Below are 19,816 nucleotides of genomic sequence, written 5' to 3'. Positions count from 1 at the left end.
CGGAACCTGATACCGATCGGTTTCGCACACAACCTTTTTTGCGATGCCAGATGTGCAAAACCCCGGCGCCCATGGGGCACCGGGGCTTGCGCCTGCCGCAGCAGAGTGTGGATCAGCCCTTGACCTTGGACGTATCGAACGTGCCGAGACCGGGCTTGAAGCTCTTTTCATCGAGGAACTGGCGCGTGGCTTCCTTGCGGGCGGCCACGCCACCATAGCTGTGCAGCGCTTCCTGGGCGCGGATCAGATAGTCTTCGGCGTTTTCATAGGTCATGTCGATCATGCGACGCACGGCCCACTTGGTGGCGCGCAGGGCATGGCCGTCCTTCTTGAGCAGCGCCTCGGCAATCTCGGTCACGCGGGCCTTGAGCTGGGCGTGGGGCACGGATTCGGTAACCAGCCCTTGCGCCGCCGCCTGCGGACCGGTGAGGTTTTCACCCATCATGGCGTGATAGATCGCCTTGCGCAGCGGCATGAGATCGGCCGCCACCTTGGACGCGCCGCCGCCCGGCAGGATGCCCCAGTTGATTTCCGACAGGCCGAACTGCGCATCGTCGGAAGCGACGGCGATATCGCACGCATAGAGCGGGCCATAGCCGCCGCCAAAGCACCAGCCGTTGACCATGGCGATCGTTGGCTTTTCATACCAGCGCAGGCGGTTCCACCAGCGATAGGCTTCGCGCTGCGACTTGCGGATCGCCCACAGGCCCTGCGCTTCGGTTTCGCGGAAGTATTCCTTGAGATCCATGCCGGCCGACCAGGCATCGCCCTCGCCCGACAGCACCAGCACGCCCACGTCATCGCGGAATTCGAGTTCCTCGATCACCTTGAGCATCTGGCGGTTGAGCTTGGGGCTCATGCAGTTGCGCTTTTCCGGGCGATTGAAACGCACCCAGGCGATGCGGTTCTCGATCGTGACGGCAACGGTATCCTCTTCCGCGCGAACGGCCTGTTCGTCTGCCATGCTCTTGTCCTTTCTGGTTATGTTTCGGAAATATGGGAAATTTGAATTTCTCACTTCGTCACCCCGGACTTGATCCGGGGTCCCACTTTGGTGGTCGCAAAGAAAGAAGCGGGATCCCGGGTCAAGCCCGGGATGACGAGGGGATGGAACTGTTAAATCGGGAAGTGACCGGGCTGGGTTTCCATGGTGATCCAGCGCAGTTCGGTGAAGCTGTCGATGCCGGCCTTGCCGCCAAAGCGGCCGTAGCCCGAGGCGCCGACGCCGCCGAAGGGCATCTGTGCTTCATCGTGCACGGTGGGGCCGTTGACGTGGCAGATGCCCGAATGGATCTGGCGCGCCACGCGCAGGCCGCGCGCGGTATCGCGGGTAAAGACCGCGGCCGAGAGGCCATATTCGCTGTCGTTGGCCAGTTCGATGGCATGCGCTTCATCGCGGGCATGGATCACGCCAACCACCGGGCCAAAGCTTTCATCGCGGAACAGCTTCATGTCCTGCGTCACGCCATCGACGACATGGGCGGGCATCAGCACGTTGTGCGTGGTGTCGCCACCGGCCAGCAGCGTGGCGCCATGGTCGAGCGCATCCTGCACCAGGCTTTGGCAGTGGGCCACGGTCTTGGCATCGACCACCGCGCCCAGCGGGGTCTTGCCCTCGCGCGGGTCACCCACGGCCAGGGTTTCGACCTTGGCCTTGAACCGCTTGGCAAATTCGGCGGCGACGGCCTCGACCACGATGATCCGCTCGGTGCTCATGCAGATCTGGCCCTGGTTCATGAAGGCGCCGAACGCAGCGGCCTTGACCGCTTCATCCAGATCAGCATCTTCCAGCACGATCAGGGGCGCCTTGCCGCCCAGTTCGAGCAGGCAGGGCTTGAGATGGCCGGCCGCGCGCGTGGCGATGATCTTGCCCACGGCGGTGGAGCCGGTGAAGTTGATACGCTTGACCTGCGGCGCATCGATCAGCGCGCCAACCACGGCGCCGGCATCGGCCGGGGCATTGGTGACGACCTGCACCACGCCTTCGGGGAAGCCGGCCTCGGCAAAGGCCTCGATGATCAGGGCGTGGGTGCGCGGGCACTGTTCCGATGCCTTGAGGATCACGGCGTTGCCACAGGCCAGCGGCACGGCGATGGCGCGCACGCCCAGGATGATCGGCGCGTTCCACGGGGCGATGCCCAGGATCGTGCCGACCGGTTCGCGCAGCGCCATGGCCAGGCAGCCGGGCTTGTCGGACGGGATCACTTCGCCAGCGATCTGCGTGGTAAGGGCCGCCGCTTCGCGCACCATGCTGGCCGCCAGGCCCAGGTTGAACAGCGCCCAGCCCTTGGTCGCGCCGATTTCGCCCATCATCGCCTCGACAAAGGCATCGGCGCGCGCTTCGAGCGCGCTGGCCGCCTTCATCAGCACGGCGCGGCGGGCATTGGGGCCCAGCGCAGCCCACGCGGGAAAGGCAGCGGCCGCCTTCGCCGTGATCGCGGGAATGTCGGCCGCCTGCATGGCCTGCGCCGAGGAGGCCACCGTACCATCAAGGGGATTGCGCCGTTCGAACTGCATCGTGAGTCTCCCAATTATGTTATGGTTTATAGCAATCATCCCGGGAGCCTGCAACACGGGACTGTCAGCAGTGGCCAAGTCGTGCCCGAAAGGGTAAGCCCCCACCCTGTCATTTCGCCTAGGCGAACGGGCTTAGCAGTTTGCAAATTGCGCATCGCCGCCAACCGGTTGCGGATGTTTCAATCGGCTTTTTCTGTTTATTTCCATAATTTTAACCCTAATCCATGGTTCCATGGGGGAAACAGCGTTTCCTGCAAGCGTGTTAACAATTGCATTCTATGCAACTGTATACCAAATTTTCGCACTTGCGCTTTTGCGCTGCGGCAGACAAAAGGGACGGGCCTTTCAGGCATCCTCTCCCAAACTATCCAAGGGCCGCCCATCTGGTGCGGCCTTTTTTTTCGTCTGGTTTTGCCGAGCAAGGAGCCGCGTATTGTTCCTAGGATCAATGGCGCGCGGGCGGGCAAACGACCATCGTGGCGAGGCCGAGCCGGGGGGCATGTGGCAGCAAAGCCGCATGGTTCAGACCCAAGCCGAAAAAGATAACGAACGCGGATGACGGCGCCATACGGCCCGATCATAAGGGCGACCGGCCCTGGACCGTCACGAGAGGATAAAGCCAAGTGCACGTGAGAGTTGCAAAATCCCGTTCCGTTCTGTTGGCGTCGCTTGCGCCTGCCGCGCTGGTTTCGGCCGCACTCGTGCAGGCCCTGCCGAGTGCAGCCTGGGCGGCCGAGGCACCTGATGCGGGTGATGGCGGCGCGACCATCGTGGTGACGGGTGAAGGCCTGGGGCAAAGCCCGGCGGCTCCGGCCTATGACACCCAGACGATTTCCGCCGCGCAGCTTCAGGCTACGGCATCGGGGCGAATCGATGATGCGCTGCTCTCGGCCGCCGGCGTGCAACAGTTTCGCCGGTCAGACAGCCGCGCGTCCAACCCTTCGGCGCAGGGCATCACGCTGCGCGCGCTGGGTGGCAATGCCACCAGCCGCACGCTGGTGCTGCTCGATGGCGTACCGATGGCCGACCCGTTCTTTGGCTATATCCCGATGACCGCGATCGATCCCGAACGGTTGGCCAGCGTGCGCGTGCAGCGCGGCGGCGGCTCGGGCGCGTTCGGCGCCGGCGCGGTGGCCGGTACCGTGGACATGACCAGTGCGGGGGCGCAGAGCCTGGGCCTGCTCAATGCGCAGGGCATGGTCGATGATCGGGGTGAGACGTCGCTTTCGGCAGCGCTTGCCCCCACGCTCGGCCAGGGCTTTGCCGTCGTCACCGGCCGGTGGGACCGGGGCCAGGGGTTCTGGACCACGCCGGAAAGCCAGCGCGTGCCGGCCAGCGTGCGGGCGCGCTATGACAGTTGGTCAACCGGCGTGCGCGCCGTGGCGCCCTTGACGCCGGACGTCGAATTGCAGGCCCGCGTCGCTGCATTCGAGGACAACCGCACGCTGCGCTTTGCCGGCGCCGACAATGGTATCAGCGGGCAGGACGCCAGCCTGCGCCTGGTGGGCCGTGGGGCGTGGCAGTTCGATGCGCTGGCCTATGTCCAGACGCGCGGTTTCCACGCCGTGACGGTCAGCTCCACCAGCTTCAAGAAGACGCTGGACCAATATGCCACGCCATCCACTGGCCTGGGCGGCAAGCTCGAACTGCGGCCGCCGGTCGGTGGTGGCCACGTGCTCAAGCTCGGCACCGACTGGCGCCGGGCCGAGGGCGAGACCAAGGAAAATGCGCTGTCGGCGGCAACCGGCCTGGTCACCGCGCGGCGCCGCGCCGGCGGGCACACCGACGACGTGGGCTTTTTCATCGAGGACGACTGGACGCTGGGGCCGCTGGTGCTGACCGCCGGCGGGCGCGCCGATCGCTGGGCGATCACCCAGGGCCATTACGAAGAACGCAACGCTGCCGGCACGGTGACCAGCACATCGGCAGCCGATCCGGCCGTTGCCGCGCGCAGCGGCTGGCAGGGCAGCTGGCGCGCTGGCGCGGTGCTCAATGCTGCATCATGGGCGGCGCTGCGCGGCGCGGCCTATACCGGGCTGCGCCTGCCCACGCTCAACGAACTGTATCGTTCGTTCACGCTGGCCGCCCCCAATGGCAATGGCGGCGTGTCGCTGACCACCACCCAGCGCAATCCGACGCTCAGGAACGAGCGCCTGCTGGGCTTTGAAGCAGGCATCGACCTGACCCCGGCCAAGGGCGTGATGCTGTCGGTCACCGCGTTCGACAACAAGGTGAAGGATGCGATCGCCAACGTGACGCTGTCGTCCACCGGCAATACCACGGTGCGCCAGCGCCAGAACGTGGCGGCCGTGCATGCGCGCGGCGTGGAACTGGGCGCCGAGGTGACTGCAGGCACGGTGTCATTCAACGGCAGCCTGGCATGGACCGACGCCAAGGTTGAGGCGCCGGGCACCGCGCTCGATGGCATGCGCCCGGCGCAGACGCCGCGCATTGCCGCCAGCGGCACGCTCGCCTGGCACCCCGCCCCGCACTGGACCGGGGCGCTGACCCTGCGGCACGTGGGCCTGGCCTATGAAGACGATCTGCAAACCGCGCCGCTGCGCGCGGCCACCACGCTCGATGCCTTTGCCCAGGTCCCGCTGACCGGCTGGGCCAGCCTGGTGCTGCGCGGCGAAAACCTGTTCGATACCACGATCGTCACGCGCAATTCGGGCGGCACGATCGATATCGGCACGCCGCGCACGCTGTGGGCCGGCCTGCGAATTGGGATGCGGTAAGCGCGCCGGGCCAGCGCTTTCACGAAAGGCCCTTCGACAGGCTCGGGGCGAACGGGGTTCTGGACTATCAGACCGTTCAGGCTGAGCCTGTCGCAGCCCGGCTGCTGCACATCCAGCCTGCAATCGTATTCTATCCTGCGACGGGCAGACACATGCAGGATTTGCGCCTAGCGTTCCAGCCGTGGGCAGACGCGCAAGGGCAGCGCGCACGGCCTTGGGGGATGGGCTTTTGCACCGGGCGATCATACGCAAGACCAGGGCCGCAGGCGGCCATGACGAAGGCCAGCGGGCCGGCGCGATTTCCACCAATCTGGTGATGGGCAAAACTCTGCGCTTGTCGGCGGGGGCAAGGCTGGCTTACCCCTGGCAACGGGAGGTCGCAGCCGGTGCATGCCAGGCTGCGGCAACAAGCCGCTGGCCGGGGGCCGCGTGTCGCAAGGGGGCGACACCCGATCCACGCGATACGGGGGCAGGAGCCACAGGAAGGCCGGGATAACCGGCCCGGTTGATGGTGCGCCCGCAAGGGCGCAGCATGACAAGGCCCAAGCAGGTGGAGCTATAGCCATGAGCCTCGAAATCACGTCCAAGGTTGCCGAGATCGACGCCCACATCATCGATGTGCTGCGGCACCGCGTGGGCAAGGATGAACGGGCCGCCAAGCCCCACGACTGGTACACCGCCACCTGCCTGGCGCTGCGCGACGTGATCATCGATCGCTGGATGGAATCCACCCGCAAGACCTATGACCAGGGCGGCAAGCGGGTTTACTATCTCAGCCTGGAATTCCTCATCGGCCGGCTGCTGCGCGACGCGCTGTCGAACCTGGGCCTGACGCGCGAGATGGAAAAGGCGCTGGCCAGCCATGGCTTCGACCTGGCCGCGCTGGAAGAGCTGGAGCCCGATGCGGCGCTGGGCAACGGCGGCCTTGGCCGCCTGGCGGCCTGCTTCATGGAAAGCCTGGCGAGCCTGGACATTGCCGCCTACGGCTATGGCATCCGCTATGTGAACGGCATGTTCCGCCAGCGCATCGACGATGGCTGGCAGGTGGAACTGCCTGAAACCTGGCTGAGCCACGGCAACCCGTGGGAGTTCGATCGCCGCGAAAGCGCCTATATGATCGGCTTTGGCGGCGAGGTCATCGACAACGGCGATGGCGTGGAATGGCGCCCGCATGAAAAGGTCGAGGCAAGCGCCGTCGATACGCCGGTGGTGGGCTACAAGGGCAAGCGGGTGAACACCCTGCGCCTGTGGACGGCCAACCCGCTCGATCCCATCCGCCTGGATGCGTTCAACGCCGGTGACCACGCCGGCGCGCTGGCCGAGCAGGTGCGCGCCGATGCCCTGGTGCGCGTGCTCTATCCGGCCGACAGCACGCCGGCGGGCCAGGAACTGCGCCTGCGCCAGGAATACTTCTTCACCTCCGCCTCCATCCAGGACATCGTGCGCCGCCACGCGCAATACCATGGCGACGTGCGCACCCTGCCCGACAAGGCCGCGATCCAGCTCAACGACACGCACCCCAGCGTGGCCGTGGCTGAACTGATGCGCATCCTGGTCGATATGTACGGGCTTGAGTTCAACGAGGCCTGGGACGTGACCAAGCGCACGGTGGGCTATACCAACCACACCCTGCTGCCCGAAGCGCTGGAAAGCTGGCCGCTGCCGCTGTTCGAACGCCTGCTGCCGCGCCACATGCAGATCATCTATGCGATCAACAGCCGCGTGCTGCGCGAGGCGCGCAAGGCCGGACTGGACGACCGCGCGATCGCCGCGATCAGCCTGATCGACGAGGGCGGCGAGCGGCGCGTGCGCATGGCCAACCTGGCCTTCGTGGGCGCGCATTCGATCAACGGCGTGGCCGCGCTGCATACCGAGCTGATGAAGACCACGGTGTTTGCCGATCTTCACGCCCTTTATCCCACGCGCATCAACAACAAGACCAACGGCGTCACCCCGCGCCGCTGGTTGCAGCAGTGCAACCCGCGGCTGGTGGGCGTGATCAAGGACGCAATCGGCGATGCGTTCCTCGACGATGCCGAAAAGCTGTCCGATCTCAACGCGATGGCCGATGACGCGCAGCTTGGCGAACGCATTGCCGAGGTAAAGCGCGCCAACAAGGTGGCGCTGGCCGGGCATATCAAGCAGCTGACCGGCGTTCGGCTCGATCCAGATGCGCTGTTCGACGTGCAGATCAAGCGCATCCACGAATACAAGCGCCAGCTGCTCAACCTGATCGAGACGGTGGCGCTCTATGATCAAATTCGCAGCCACCCGGAACGCGACTGGACCCCGCGCGTAAAGATCTTTGGGGGCAAGGCGGCGTCGAGCTATCACAACGCCAAGCTGGTCATCAAACTGGCCAACGACATTGCCCGCCGCGTCAACTCCGATCCCTCGGTCGGGGGCCTGCTCAAGGTGGTGTTCGTGCCCAACTACAACGTGACCCTGGCCGAACGCATCATCCCTGCCGCCGATCTGTCGGAACAGATTTCCACGGCCGGGATGGAAGCATCGGGCACCGGCAACATGAAGTTCGCGCTTAACGGCGCGCTGACGATCGGCACGCTCGATGGCGCCAACATCGAGATCAAGGACCGGGTCGGCGATGACAACATCGTGATCTTCGGCAAGACCGCCGAGGAAGTGGCGGCGATCCGCGCGGATGGCTATAACCCGCGCGCCGTGATCGAGGGCAGCCGCGAGTTGCAGCAGGCGATCTCGGCCATTGCCAGCGGCGTGTTCTCGCCCGACGATCCGCACCGGTATGCCGGGCTGATGGGCGGGCTCTATGACAGCGACTGGTTCCTGGTTGCGGCCGATTTCGATGCCTATCACGCCGCGCAGCGCGGGGTTGACGCACGCTGGGCCAACCAGCCGGCGTGGCGCGCCAGCGCCATCCGCAACATTGCCAACGTGGGCTGGTTCTCGTCGGATCGCACGATCGGCGAATATGCCCGCGACATCTGGGGAGTGTGACATCCTGAGCCTGCACCCCCCGGCCGAGGCAATCACGGCGCTGCTTGACGGCACCCATGCCGATCCGTTTTCCCTGCTGGGGGTGCATCCCGGCCCGCAAGGTGCCTTTGCCCGCGCCATTTTGCCCGGAGCGGAACGGGCAGAAGCGTTCGCCCTTGACGGCACGTCGCTGGGCGTTTTGAAACGCGTCGATCCGCGCGGCCTGTTCGAAGGTCCAGTGGCCGGGCCGCGCCAGCCAGTGCGCTATGCCTGCCAGGCCGGCCAACACAGCTGGGACGTGACCGACCCTTATTCGTTCGGGCCGGTGCTGGGCCCGGTCGATGACTTTCTCATCGGCCAGGGCACCCACCACCGCCTGTTCGACAAGCTGGGCGCCCACGTGATCGATCACGAAGGCGCACGCGGCGTGCACTTTGCCGTCTGGGCGCCCAACGCCCGGCTGGTGAGCGTGGTGGGCGATTTCAACGATTGGGATGGCGCCCGCCACCCCATGCGCCGCCGCAGCGACACGGGGATCTGGGAACTGTTCCTGCCCGACATCGGCGGCGGGCGGCCCTACAAGTATCGCATCGTGGCGAGTGATGGCACGGTGCAGCCGTACAAGGCCGATCCCTATGCCCTGGCGGCAGAACTGCGACCGCACACTGCCTCGATCACGCTCGACGCCCCGCCCCACGCCTGGGGCGATGCTGAACACCGCGCGTTCTGGGAGAAGGCCGATCCGCGCCGCCAGCCAATCTCGATCTATGAGGTCCATGCCGGATCGTGGCGCAAGCCCGGTGACGGGCGCGAGTTCTACAGCTGGGACGAACTGGCTGACCAGTTGATCCCCTATGCCGTCGACATGGGCTTTACCCATATCGAGTTCCTGCCGGTGTCAGAGCATCCCTATGACCCGAGCTGGGGCTATCAGACCACCGGGCTCTATGCCCCGTCGGCCCGGTTTGGCGAGCCGATGGGCTTTGCCCGCTTTGTCGATGGCGCGCACCGCGCCGGGCTGGGCGTGCTGATCGATTGGGTGCCGGCGCATTTTCCCACCGACGCGCATGGCCTGTCGCGGTTCGATGGCACGGCGCTCTATGAACATGAAGACCCGCGCCAGGGGTTCCACCCCGATTGGAACACCGCGATCTACAATTTCGGCCGGCGCGAGGTGCGCGATTTCCTGATCAACAACGCGCTGTTCTGGGCCGAGCGCTATCACGTCGATGGGCTGCGCGTGGATGCGGTCGCCTCGATGCTGTACCGCGATTATTCGCGCAAGAGCGGCGAATGGATTCCCAATGCCCAGGGCGGGCGCGAGAACTGGGAAGCGGTCGATTTCCTGCGGGCGATGAACCAGGCGGTCTATGGCACCTGCCCCGGCGTGATGACCATGGCCGAGGAATCGACCAGTTGGCCCGGCGTCACCCAGCCCGCGCTGGACGAAGGCGAGCGACCCAGCAGCCTGGGCTTCGGCTTCAAGTGGAACATGGGGTTCATGAACGATACCCTGCGCTATATGGCGCGCGACCCGGTGCATCGCCGCTATCACCACAACGAGATCACGTTCGGGCTGGTCTATGCCTTCACCGAAAATTTCGTGCTGCCGATCAGCCACGATGAAGTGGTACACGGCAAGGGCAGCATGCTGGGCAAGATGGCCGGCGATGACTGGCACAAGTTTGCCAACCTGCGCGCCTATTACGGGATGATGTGGGGCTATCCCGGCAAGAAGCTGTTGTTCATGGGCCAGGAATTTGCCCAGCGCCGCGAATGGAGCGAGGCGCGCGCGCTCGATTGGGACATGCTCGACCATGCTCCCCACGCCGGCATGCAGGCCTGGGTGCGCGATCTGAACCGTGCCTATGCCGCCCTGCCCGCGCTGCACGCGCGCGATTGCGAGGGCGAAGGGTTCGAATGGCTGGTGGTGGACGATGCACTGGCCAGCGTCTTTGCCTGGGTGCGCCGCGCGCCCGGCCATGCCCCAGTGGTGGTGGTGTGCAACATGACGCCCGCCTTGCACGACCATTATCGCCTGCCCCTGCCACACGACGGGGAATGGCGCGAAGTGCTCAACTCTGACGCGGCGCACTATGGCGGCAGCGGCCAGGGCAATGCCGGAAAGATCGTGGCGGAAGACGGGGCGGCGTTTGTCATCCTGCCGCCGCTTTCAACGATGATGTTTGAATGTCAGATCAAGGCCGAATGAACGGCCAGGAGGAACGGATGCGCAAAACCTATGGGCAACCCCTGGCTCGCGATGCCATGGCCTATGTCCTGGCTGGCGGACGCGGCAGCCGGTTGAAGGAACTGACCGACAACCGCGCCAAGCCGGCCGTCTATTTCGGCGGGGTCAGCCGGATCATCGACTTTGCCCTGTCGAACGCGATCAATTCGGGCATTCGCCGCATCGGCGTGGCGACGCAATACAAGGCGCACTCGCTGATCCGGCATATGAACCGCGCGTGGAACTTCATGCGCCCGGAACGCAACGAAAGCTTTGACATCCTGCCCGCCTCGCAGCGCATTTCCGAGCTGTTGTGGTATGAAGGCACGGCCGATGCGGTCTATCAGAACATCGACATCATCCAGGCCCATGCGCCCAAGCACATGGTGATCCTGGCGGGCGACCACATCTACAAGATGGACTACGAATTGATGCTGCAGCAGCACGTCAATTCGGGGGCCGATGTGACCGTGGGCTGCCTGGTGGTGCCCAAGGCCGAGGCGACCGGCTTTGGCGTGATGGGCGTGGACGAAGACAGCGTGATCACCAGCTTTGTCGAAAAGCCGGCCAATCCGCCGACCATCCCCGGCGACCCGGACCATGCCCTGGCATCGATGGGCATCTATGTATTCGAAACCGAGTTCCTGTTCGACCAGTTGCGCCGCGATGCGGCAACGCCGGGATCGAACCGCGATTTCGGCGGCGATATCATCCCCTACATCGTCAAGCACGGCAAGGCGGTGGCCCACCGCTTCAGCAACAGCTGCATCCGCGCGGCCGACGAGATCGAGGAATACTGGCGCGACGTGGGCACGCTCGACGCCTATTTCGAGGCCAACCTCGACCTGACCGACACGGTGCCCAAGCTCAACATGTACGATCGCGAGTGGCCGATCTGGACCGACCAGATCATCGCTGCCCCGGCCAAGTTCGTGCACGACGAGGAAGGCCGGCGCGGCATGGCGATTTCATCGCTGATCAGCCAGGATTGCATTGTTTCGGGCGCGCTGGCCAAGCGCAGCCTGCTGTTCACTGGCGTCAAGATGGGGTCATTCTCCAGCGTGGAGGAAGGCGTGATCCTGCCCTATTGCAACATCGGCCGGGGTGCCAAGCTCAGCCGGGTGATCCTGGATTCGGGCGTGCGCATTCCCGAAGGGCTGGTAGTGGGCGAAGATCCCGAACTGGACGCGCGGCGGTTTCGCCGCACCGACAACGGTGTCTGCCTCATCACCAAGGCGATGATCGACAAGCTGGTTTAGCGCCAACCACGGTAACACAACCTGTCGTCGCCCAGGACTTGATCCGGGGCCCCGCTTCTTTCCGCTTGTTCCGGCAAAGGCCGCAAGCTGGACCTCGGAACAGGTCCGGGGGTGACGAAGGACAGGACCAAAGATGCCTTAAGACCGGCTAGCTGGCCGGGGAGACTGGAATGACCTTGCGCGTTCTTTCCATCGCATCAGAAGCGGTGCCACTGATCAAGACCGGCGGGCTGGCCGATGTGGCCGGCGCCCTGCCCGATGCCGTGGCGCCGCACGGCGTGGCGATGACCACGATCCTGCCGGGCTATCCCGCCGTGACCAAGGCGCTGGGCAAGGCCAAAGCGATCCACCAGTGGGACAGCCTGCTGGGCGAGCCGGCCCGGCTGCTGGCGGGCAAGCTGGGCAGCCATCCGCTGCTGGTGGTCGACAGTCCCAACCTGTTTTCCCGCGACGGAGGCCCCTATGCCGATCTCGCCGGGCGCGACTGGGGCGACAACTGGCGCCGCTTTGCCGCGTTTGGCCGCGCGGCCGCCGATGTGGCGGGCGGCGCGGTGAAAGGCCTGGTCTTCGATCTGGCCCACGCGCACGATTGGCAGGCGGCGATGGCGCCGGCCTATATGCGCTTTGCCCCGGCGGGCACGGCGATCCCCTCGGTCATGACCATCCACAACATGGCGTTCCAGGGCTATTATGGCGCCGATATCTTTGCCCTGCTGGGGCTGCCCTCGTGGGCCTGGGCGATCGACGGCGTGGAATACCACGGCGGCGTGGGCTTTTTGAAAGCCGGGCTGGAAAGCGCCAGCGCGATCACCACGGTGAGCCCGACCTATGCCCGCGAGATCCGCGATCCTGCCTTTGGCATGGGGCTGGAAGGCCTGATCACCACCAAGGGCGATCGCGTGCACGGCATAGTCAACGGCATCGATCCGGCGGTGTGGAACCCTGAAACTGACCAGCACCTGCTGCAGACCTATTCCTGGCGCTCGCTCGCCCGGCGTGCCGCCAACAAGCGCGCGCTGGAGCGGGAGTTCCATCTGGAACAGGGCGATGGGCCGCTGTTCGTGTGCGTCACCCGGCTGACCTGGCAGAAGGGCATCGACGTGCTGCTGGAAGTGATCGACCATCTGGTCGGCCTGGGCGGGCGGCTGGCGCTGCTCGGCGCGGGCGACCCCGCGCTCGAGGCCGGCCTGCATGCCGCCGCCGCGCGCCATCCCGGGCGCGTCAGCTTGCGGATTGGCTATGATGAGGCGCTGTCGCACCGCATGCAGGGCGGCGGCGATGCCATTCTGGTGCCCAGCCGGTTCGAACCTTGCGGCCTCACGCAGCTTTATGGCCTGGCCTATGGCTGCGTGCCGGTGGTGGCGCATACCGGGGGCCTGGCCGATACCGTGGTGGATGCCAACCTGGCTGCCATCAACGGCCAGGCGGCCACCGGGGTGACGTTCCACGGTGTCACCTATCCTTCTTTCGCAGCTGCGATAACGCGCACGATTGCCCTTTATGGGCAGTGCGATGTCTGGACGCAGATGCAGCGAACAGGCATGAAGACGGACTTTTCATGGAAGCGCAGCGGGCAGGCCTATGCCGCGCTCTATCGCCAACTTGCGGGGGCAGAATGACGATCACCACCCACCAGACCACGCCCTATGCCGGGCAGAAGCCGGGCACATCGGGCCTGCGCAAGAAAGTGCGCGTGTTTGCCCAGCCAGGCTATGCCGAAAACTTCATCCAGGCCGTGTTCGATGTGGTGGAGCGCGAGGCCGGCAGCACCTTGGTTATCGGTGGCGACGGGCGCTATCACAACCGCACGGTGATCCAGCAGGCGATCCGCATGGCGGCGGCCAATGGCTATGGCCAGGTGCTGGTCGGCCAGGGCGGCATCCTCTCCACCCCGGCGGCAAGCAACGTGATCCGCCGCTACAAGGCAAGCGGCGGCCTGATCCTCTCGGCCAGCCACAACCCCGGCGGGCCGGACGAGGATTTCGGCATCAAGTACAACATCGCCAATGGCGGCCCGGCGCCCGAAGGCGTGACCGAGGCGATCTATGCCCGCACGCAGACGATCGACCGCTGGCTGGCAGTGGATGCCGCTGACATCGACCTTGATACCTGCGGCAGCGTGGACGTGGGCGGGTGCCAGGTCTCGGTGATTGATCCGGTGGCTGACTATGCCGACCTGATGGAGACGCTGTTCGATTTTGCCGCGATCCGCGCTGCCGTGGCCGATGGCCTGACCATGGCATTCGATGCCATGCATGCCGTGACCGGCCCCTACGCCACGGAAATCCTGGAAAAGCGGCTGGGCTTTGCGCCCGGCACGGTGCGCCACGGCGTGCCGCTGGAGGATTTCGGCGGGCATCACCCCGATCCCAACATGGTCCATGCCAAGGCGCTGTTCGATACGATGTTCGACCCCGATGCGCCCGATTTCGGCGCGGCATCCGATGGCGACGGCGATCGCAACCTGATCGTCGGCAAGGGCCGTTTCATCACCCCGTCGGACAGCCTGGCCATGCTGGCGGCCAATGCCCACCTGGCGCCCGGCTATGCCCGGGGCCTGGCCGGGATCGCCCGCTCGATGCCGACCAGCGCGGCGGCCGATCGCGTGGCCGAGGCGCTGGGCATCCCCTATTACGAGACGCCTACCGGCTGGAAGTTCTTCGGCAACCTACTCGACGCGGGCATGGCAACGATCTGCGGCGAGGAAAGCGCCGGCACCGGATCGGACCATGTGCGCGAAAAGGACGGCCTGTGGGCGGTGCTGCTGTGGCTCAACATTCTGGCCGTGCGCAAGATCAGCGTGGACGAACTGGCGCGCGAACACTGGGCCAAGTATGGCCGCAACTATTACGCGCGGCACGATTATGAAGGGCTGCCCACCGAGCAGGCCGATGCCCTGATGGCCGCGCTGAACGGCAAGCTCGCCAGCCTGCCGGGGCAGAGCTTTGGCCCGCTGACTGTCGCCACGGCAGACAGCTTTTCCTATCTCGATCCCGTCGATGGCAGCACCAGCGCCAACCAGGGCCTGCGCGTGCTGTTCGAAGGCGGATCGCGCATCGTCTTCCGCCTGTCTGGCACCGGCACCGAAGGGGCGACGCTGCGCGTCTATCTCGAACGCTATGAGCCGGCAGACGGCTATCTCGACCGTGACACCGGCGAGATGCTGGCCGACCTGATTGCCGCGGCCGATGCCGTGGCCGGCATCGTGGCCCACACCGGCCGCACCGCACCCGACGTGATCACCTGATCGTGGCCCATGGCGCGCATACCGGCCCCGGTGGCACCACCTGGCAGGTACGCGCGCCGCTGGCCGATGCGGTGTGGCTGTGCCTGTTCGATGCGCACGGCGCGGAAACGCGCCACGCCATGGTGCGCCATGGCCACGATTGGACACTGACCCTGCCGGGCGACCACGCCGGCGCGCGCTATGGCTATCGTGCCGATGGGGAATGGGCGCCCGAACGCGGGCTGTGGTTAGATCCGGCCAAGCTGCTGGTTGATCCCCATGCCGTCGAACTGGACCAGCGCTTTGTCTATGATCCGGCCCTTTCCACCTTTGGCGCCGATACCGCCGCGCTGGTGCCAAAGGCGATCGTGACGGGAGACCTGCCTACCGTGCCCCCTGCCCCGCCGCTGTTTGCGCCGGGCGGGCTGATCTATGAACTGAACGTGCGCGCCTTTACCATGCTGCACCCCGATGTGCCGGCGCATCTGCGCGGCACGGTGGCCGCGCTGGCGCATCCCGCCGTGCTGGCGCACCTCGTCAAGCTGGGCATCAACGCGGTGGAACTGATGCCGATCGTGGCATGGATAGACGAGCGCCACCTGCCCCCACTCGGCCTGCGCAATGCCTGGGGCTATAACCCGGTGGCGTTCATGGCGCTCGATCCGGGGCTGTGCCCGGGCGGGATCGCCGAACTGCGCGACACCGTGGCCACCCTGCGCGCGGCGGGCATCGGCACGATCCTTGATCTGGTGTTCAACCACACCGGCGAAAGCGACGTGGCCGGGCCGATCGTCAGCCTGCGCGGGCTGGACAATGCCGCCTATGGCCATGCTGCGGATGGCAGCCTGATCAACGATACCGGCTGCGGCAACACGCTCGATTTCGCGAAGCCTCACTTCCGCCAGTTGACGATTGATGCGCTGCGCCATTTCGTGGCCCATGCCGGGGTCGATGGCTTCCGCTTCGATCTGGCGCCGGTCATGGCGCGCGGGCCGGGCTTTGCCGCCGCTGCCCCGATCTTTGCCGAGATCGCCGCCGATCCGCTGCTGGCAGACCGCGTGCTGATTGCCGAACCGTGGGACATCGGGCCGGGCGGCTATCAACTCGGCCAGTTTCCGGCCAACTGGCTGGAATGGAACGACCGCTTTCGCGATGACGTGCGGCGGTTCTGGCGCGGCGATGGAACATTGGGCCAGCTGGCTACGCGCCTGGCCGGCTCGGCCGATGTGTTTGGCCCGTGTGACAGCGCGCCGTGCCGCAGCGTCAATTTCCTGGCGGCGCACGATGGCTTTACCCTGGCCGATTGCGTGGCCTTTGCCCACAAACACAACGAGGCCAACGGCGAAAACAACCGCGACGGGCACGACGACAACTATTCGTGGAACAACGGCGCCGAAGGGCCAAGCGACGATCCCGCCGTGCTGGCGCGGCGGCGGGCGGCCCAGCGCGCGCTGCTGGGCACGCTGTTTGCATCAACCGGCACGATCATGCTGACCGCCGGTGACGAGTTTGGCCGCAGCCAGCAAGGCAACAACAATGCCTATTCCCAGGACAATCCGCTGTCATGGATCGACTGGCAGGCGCGCGATCGGGATCTTGAGGATTTCGTAGCGCGGCTTTCTGCCGCCAGGCAGGGCGACATGGCGCGCTTTCCCGAAGACGGGCAATGGCTGGCGCTCGACGGCGCGGCGATGGACGGCGGGCGATGGGAAGACCCCGCAACGCCGGGCGTGGCATGGCGTGCGCCCGATCAGGCGCGGCCCGGTTTTCGGGTGAGCCGGGCCGATGGAGTAGCGCTGGGCTGAGGGGCCCTTCGACAAGCTCAGGGCGAACGGATCATAGAAATTTGTCCTCCCCATCCTCTTTAGAGGAGGGGGTCGGGGGGTGGTGGACACCTTGCACAAGGCTTCGCACCACCCCCAACCCCTCCTCTGAAGAGGAGGGGAGATTGAACGCCTTGTCAGGCCCCCAGGCGGCGCAAGGCCGGATCGACGAAGCGGCGCGGCGCGGGCACATAGGTGGCCTGACCATCATCGAGCGACAGCGCGCGCGGCAGCAGCCGGTTGAGCAGCAGGCGGCCGAACGCCCACTCACCCAGGCCCGATTGCGCGTTGATGTGCCCGGCGGCGCCAGCATCGGCAAATCGCGCGCCCCAGCGTTGGGCCAGGCGGCGCGTGGCCCCGGGCGTGGCATAGCGATCATCGCGGCTGCCCACCACGATCGCGGGGAACGGCAGTTCGGTTTCGGGCACCGGGGCAAAGCGGGTCAGGCGGCGGTCTTTCACCCCGTCTTCCACATCGGGCGGCGCCACCAGCAAAGCGCCAATCACCGGCATCTGGCGCGGGCCATTGGCCAAGCGTTCATATTCCGCCCACCAGGCCACGGCCAGGCAGCCTAGGCTGTGCGCCACCAGCACGACGGGGCGCCCGGCCCCTTCGTGGGCACGCTGGATCGCCAGGGCCAGCTTGTTGACCCAGGTGTTGCGGTGCGGATCATTCCACAGCCCGAGGTCAACCCGGTGGCAATCGGGAAGTGTCTGTTCCCAAATGGTTTGCCAGTGGTCAGGGCCGGAATTGTCCAGCCCCGGCACGGTCAGGATGATCGGATCGGCAGTGCGGCTAAAGGCATGTTCATGGGCCATACAAGTTCTCCCACCAAGGAAGCGGCCGGTCGACTCGGTTTACGTCCCGACATGAACAAGAGATAACTCAATCTTTGCGATAGACAATCATCTGGCGATGAAGCGACAGCGTTTTGCGCCCGGTGGCAAAGCACCGGAACCCGGTTGCATTTTCCCGCCATTTGCGACAGGCCCATGGGCCGGTGCAAGGGGGGCCTTGGCGCCGAGACAAAAGGGATCACGAGCGTTTCCGGCATGACAGCACCAGCGATTCCCGATGCGCCGCGCAAGCGCCTGCTGGCCTCGATCCACGATGTCAGCCCGCGTTTCGAACGGCAGGTCGACGCCCTGGCAGAGCGCCTGTCCGGCCATCTGGGCACGGGCAAGTTTGCCATGCTGGTGATCCCGGATCACTGGCGCAGCGCGCCACTGGCGGGCAATGCCGCGTTCCAGGCACGGCTGCGGCAATGGGCCGACATGGGCATCGAGATGTTCCTGCACGGCTGGTGCCACAAGGACGAAACCCCCGCGGAGCAAGGTCTGGCCGGCTTCAAGGGCAAGCACATGACCGCCGGCGAGGGTGAATTCCTCAACCTGTCCCATGCCGAGGCGCTGGCCCGCATGGCGCAGGGCAAGGCTCTGGTCGAAGACATTCTCGGCCGCCCGGTGACCGGCTTCATCGCGCCGGCCTGGCTCTATGGCCCCGGCGCGCACCAGGCCATGGCTGAGCTGGGCTTTGCCCTGGCCGAAGACCACATGAAAGTGTGGCGCCCGCAAAGCGGCGAAGTGCTGGCCAAGGGGCCGGTGATCACCTGGGCCAGCCGCAGCAAGGCGCGCATCCGCTCTTCGCTGTGGTTTTCCGCCCTGGCCCGCCAGGCGCTGCCGCTGACGCGGACGGTGCGCGTGGCGGTGCATCCCGGCGATACCACGGTGCCTGCCCTGCTGCGCTCGATCGATGCCACGCTGGCACGCTTTGCCAAGAGCCACGAACCCGCGCGCTATGCCAGTCTGACCGGCCCGACGAGCCTGTTTTGACCGCGATCACGCACCGACCCTTGCGCGTTCTGACCTTCCTGCACAGCTTCGAGCCGGGCGGGGTGGAGCGCGTGGCGCTGCGCCTGCACCGCGCCTGGCTGGCGCAGGGCGTCGATGCGCGTCTGGTGCTGGGGCGCACTCAGGGCGCGATGCGCGGCGAATGGCCGGGGCTTGCGGCCGATGTGTTCGATAGCCATGGCGTGCCCACCGCAGCGTGGGAAACGCTGTGGATGATGCTGCGCCTGCCGGGTGCGATCCGCCGCCACCGCCCCGATGTGCTGTTTTGCGCGGGCAATTCCTATACCGTGGTGGCCGTGACCATGCGGCTGCTGCTGGGCAAGCGCTGCCCGCCGATCCTGGCCAAGATCAGCAACGATCTGGCGCGGGCCGATCTGCCCGCCCCGGCGCGGCCGTTCTATCGCCAGTGGCTAAAAATCCAGGGCCGCCTGCTCGATCGCCTGGTCGGCATGGCTGCGCCGATGCGGGCCGAACTGGAAACGCTGATGCACGCGCCGCCCGAACGCGTCGCGATCATCGATGACCCCGCGCTGGACGAGGCGCAGATCGCCCACCTCGAAGCCCTGCCCCGCCCGCCGCGCGATGCGGCCGGCGGGCGCCGCTTCCTGGCGATCGGCCGGCTGGCGGCGCAAAAGAACTTTCCGCTGCTGCTGCGCGCCTTTGCCCAGATCGCGCGGGGCGATGATCGGTTGACCATCCTGGGCGAAGGATCGGCACGCAAGGGCCTGGAAGCCCTCGCCCGCAGCCTGGGCATTGCCGATCGGGTCGATCTGCCCGGCCATGTCAATCCGGTGTCCGCCGCGCTGCTTGGCGCCGATGCGCTGGTCATGTCATCCGATTATGAAGGTGTGCCCGCCGTGGTGCCCGAGGCGCTGGCCGCCGGGCTGCCGGTGGTAGCCACGACATGCAGCGTGAGCATGGGCGATCTGCTCGGCCAGGGCCGCTTTGGCCTGCTCGTGCCGGTGCGCGACGCGCCGGCGCTGGCCGCGGCGATGGATCGCATCACCAGCCTGCCGTTCGATTCGGCCGCCGCCCGCGCCCAGGCGCGCCGTTTTACTGTGGAAATTGCCGCCCAAAGCTATGTCGTTGAAATGCAGCGACTGGCCCATGGCTGATCACCCGCTGCCCGGCACGGGCGAACCCGTCGCACACGCCAACCCGCAGAAAGCGGATAGCGCGGCGACCATGTTCGCTGTAACGCCGCGCCCGGGCCTGAAC

12 protein-coding genes are annotated in these 19,816 nt (G+C 66.1%); 9 read left to right on the top strand and 3 right to left on the bottom strand.

Annotated features, from left to right (window positions below; genetic code table 11):
- Positions 1–112: 112 nt before the first annotated feature.
- Positions 113–964, bottom strand: a complete 852-nt coding sequence (locus SCA01S_RS00775) for a p-hydroxycinnamoyl CoA hydratase/lyase (protein WP_054131968.1) — start codon at positions 962–964, stop codon at positions 113–115.
- Positions 965–1,116: 152 nt separating this feature from the next.
- Entirely contained in the window at positions 1,117–2,517 is a 1,401-nt protein-coding gene (locus SCA01S_RS00770; RefSeq protein ID WP_054131967.1) for an aldehyde dehydrogenase, read from the bottom strand.
- 659 nt (positions 2,518–3,176) lie between these two features.
- On the opposite strand from SCA01S_RS00770, the gene SCA01S_RS00765 reads away from it, so the two are divergent.
- The 7 genes from SCA01S_RS00765 to glgX all read left to right on the top strand — a co-directional run bounded on the left by SCA01S_RS00765 (position 3,177) and on the right by glgX (position 16,730).
- Complete coding sequence (locus SCA01S_RS00765) at positions 3,177–5,255, top strand: TonB-dependent receptor plug domain-containing protein (protein WP_245652396.1); 2,079 nt, start codon at positions 3,177–3,179, stop codon at positions 5,253–5,255.
- Positions 5,256–5,819: 564 nt separating this feature from the next.
- A complete protein-coding gene (locus SCA01S_RS00760; RefSeq protein ID WP_022677378.1) occupies positions 5,820–8,231 on the top strand; it encodes a glycogen/starch/alpha-glucan phosphorylase in 2,412 nt (803 codons plus the stop codon).
- A 10-nt stretch (positions 8,232–8,241) separates the two neighbouring features.
- A complete protein-coding gene (gene glgB, locus SCA01S_RS00755) occupies positions 8,242–10,422 on the top strand; it encodes a 1,4-alpha-glucan branching protein GlgB (protein ID WP_062782010.1) in 2,181 nt (726 codons plus the stop codon).
- A 17-nt stretch (positions 10,423–10,439) separates the two neighbouring features.
- Positions 10,440–11,699: a glucose-1-phosphate adenylyltransferase gene (glgC, locus tag SCA01S_RS00750; protein ID WP_084390706.1), complete on the top strand. Its 1,260-nt coding sequence runs from the start codon at positions 10,440–10,442 to the stop codon at positions 11,697–11,699.
- 170 nt (positions 11,700–11,869) lie between these two features.
- Positions 11,870–13,318, top strand: coding sequence for a glycogen synthase GlgA (gene glgA / locus SCA01S_RS00745; RefSeq protein WP_062781874.1), 1,449 nt, complete (start codon positions 11,870–11,872; stop codon positions 13,316–13,318).
- The gene (locus SCA01S_RS00740; RefSeq protein WP_062781871.1) at positions 13,315–14,946 is read left to right on the top strand and encodes an alpha-D-glucose phosphate-specific phosphoglucomutase; all 1,632 of its coding nucleotides are present in this window, start codon (positions 13,315–13,317) and stop codon (positions 14,944–14,946) included. The genes glgA and SCA01S_RS00740 overlap by 4 nt, the downstream gene beginning before the upstream one ends.
- Entirely contained in the window at positions 14,946–16,730 is a 1,785-nt protein-coding gene (gene glgX / locus SCA01S_RS00735) for a glycogen debranching protein GlgX (protein ID WP_062781867.1), read from the top strand. The genes SCA01S_RS00740 and glgX overlap by 1 nt, the downstream gene beginning before the upstream one ends.
- A gap of 155 nt (positions 16,731–16,885) precedes the next feature.
- Here glgX and SCA01S_RS00730 read toward each other — a convergent pair whose 3' ends face one another.
- On the bottom strand, positions 16,886–17,566 hold the full coding sequence (locus SCA01S_RS00730) for an RBBP9/YdeN family alpha/beta hydrolase (protein ID WP_062781864.1): 681 nt from the start codon (positions 17,564–17,566) through the stop codon (positions 16,886–16,888).
- A 234-nt stretch (positions 17,567–17,800) separates the two neighbouring features.
- On the opposite strand from SCA01S_RS00730, the gene SCA01S_RS00725 reads away from it, so the two are divergent.
- Positions 17,801–18,580: a DUF2334 domain-containing protein gene (locus tag SCA01S_RS00725; protein ID WP_062781862.1), complete on the top strand. Its 780-nt coding sequence runs from the start codon at positions 17,801–17,803 to the stop codon at positions 18,578–18,580.
- A gap of 20 nt (positions 18,581–18,600) precedes the next feature.
- Positions 18,601–19,713 carry a glycosyltransferase gene (locus tag SCA01S_RS00720; RefSeq protein ID WP_167542853.1) on the top strand — a complete coding sequence of 371 codons (1,113 nt, stop codon included), beginning with the start codon at positions 18,601–18,603 and terminating at the stop codon, positions 19,711–19,713.
- The last annotated feature ends 103 nt before the right edge of the window (positions 19,714–19,816 follow it).

This window comes from Novosphingobium capsulatum NBRC 12533 (assembly GCF_001598375.1).
Classification (GTDB): Bacteria; Pseudomonadota; Alphaproteobacteria; order Sphingomonadales; family Sphingomonadaceae; genus Novosphingobium; species Novosphingobium capsulatum.
The sequence above is the reverse complement of the archived record's forward strand: the minus strand, read 5'-3'. Positions and strand labels throughout refer to the sequence as shown.

Coding starts and splice junctions, on each gene's coding strand:
- SCA01S_RS00775 (WP_054131968.1), bottom strand. CDS start 964: ATGGCAGACGAACAGGCCGTTCGCGCGGAAGAGGATACCGTTGCCGTC.
- glgA (WP_062781874.1), top strand. CDS start 11,870: ATGACCTTGCGCGTTCTTTCCATCGCATCAGAAGCGGTGCCACTGATC.
- SCA01S_RS00730 (WP_062781864.1), bottom strand. CDS start 17,566: ATGGCCCATGAACATGCCTTTAGCCGCACTGCCGATCCGATCATCCTG.
- SCA01S_RS00740 (WP_062781871.1), top strand. CDS start 13,315: ATGACGATCACCACCCACCAGACCACGCCCTATGCCGGGCAGAAGCCG.
- glgC (WP_084390706.1), top strand. CDS start 10,440: ATGCGCAAAACCTATGGGCAACCCCTGGCTCGCGATGCCATGGCCTAT.
- SCA01S_RS00760 (WP_022677378.1), top strand. CDS start 5,820: ATGAGCCTCGAAATCACGTCCAAGGTTGCCGAGATCGACGCCCACATC.
- SCA01S_RS00770 (WP_054131967.1), bottom strand. CDS start 2,517: ATGCAGTTCGAACGGCGCAATCCCCTTGATGGTACGGTGGCCTCCTCG.
- SCA01S_RS00725 (WP_062781862.1), top strand. CDS start 17,801: ATGACAGCACCAGCGATTCCCGATGCGCCGCGCAAGCGCCTGCTGGCC.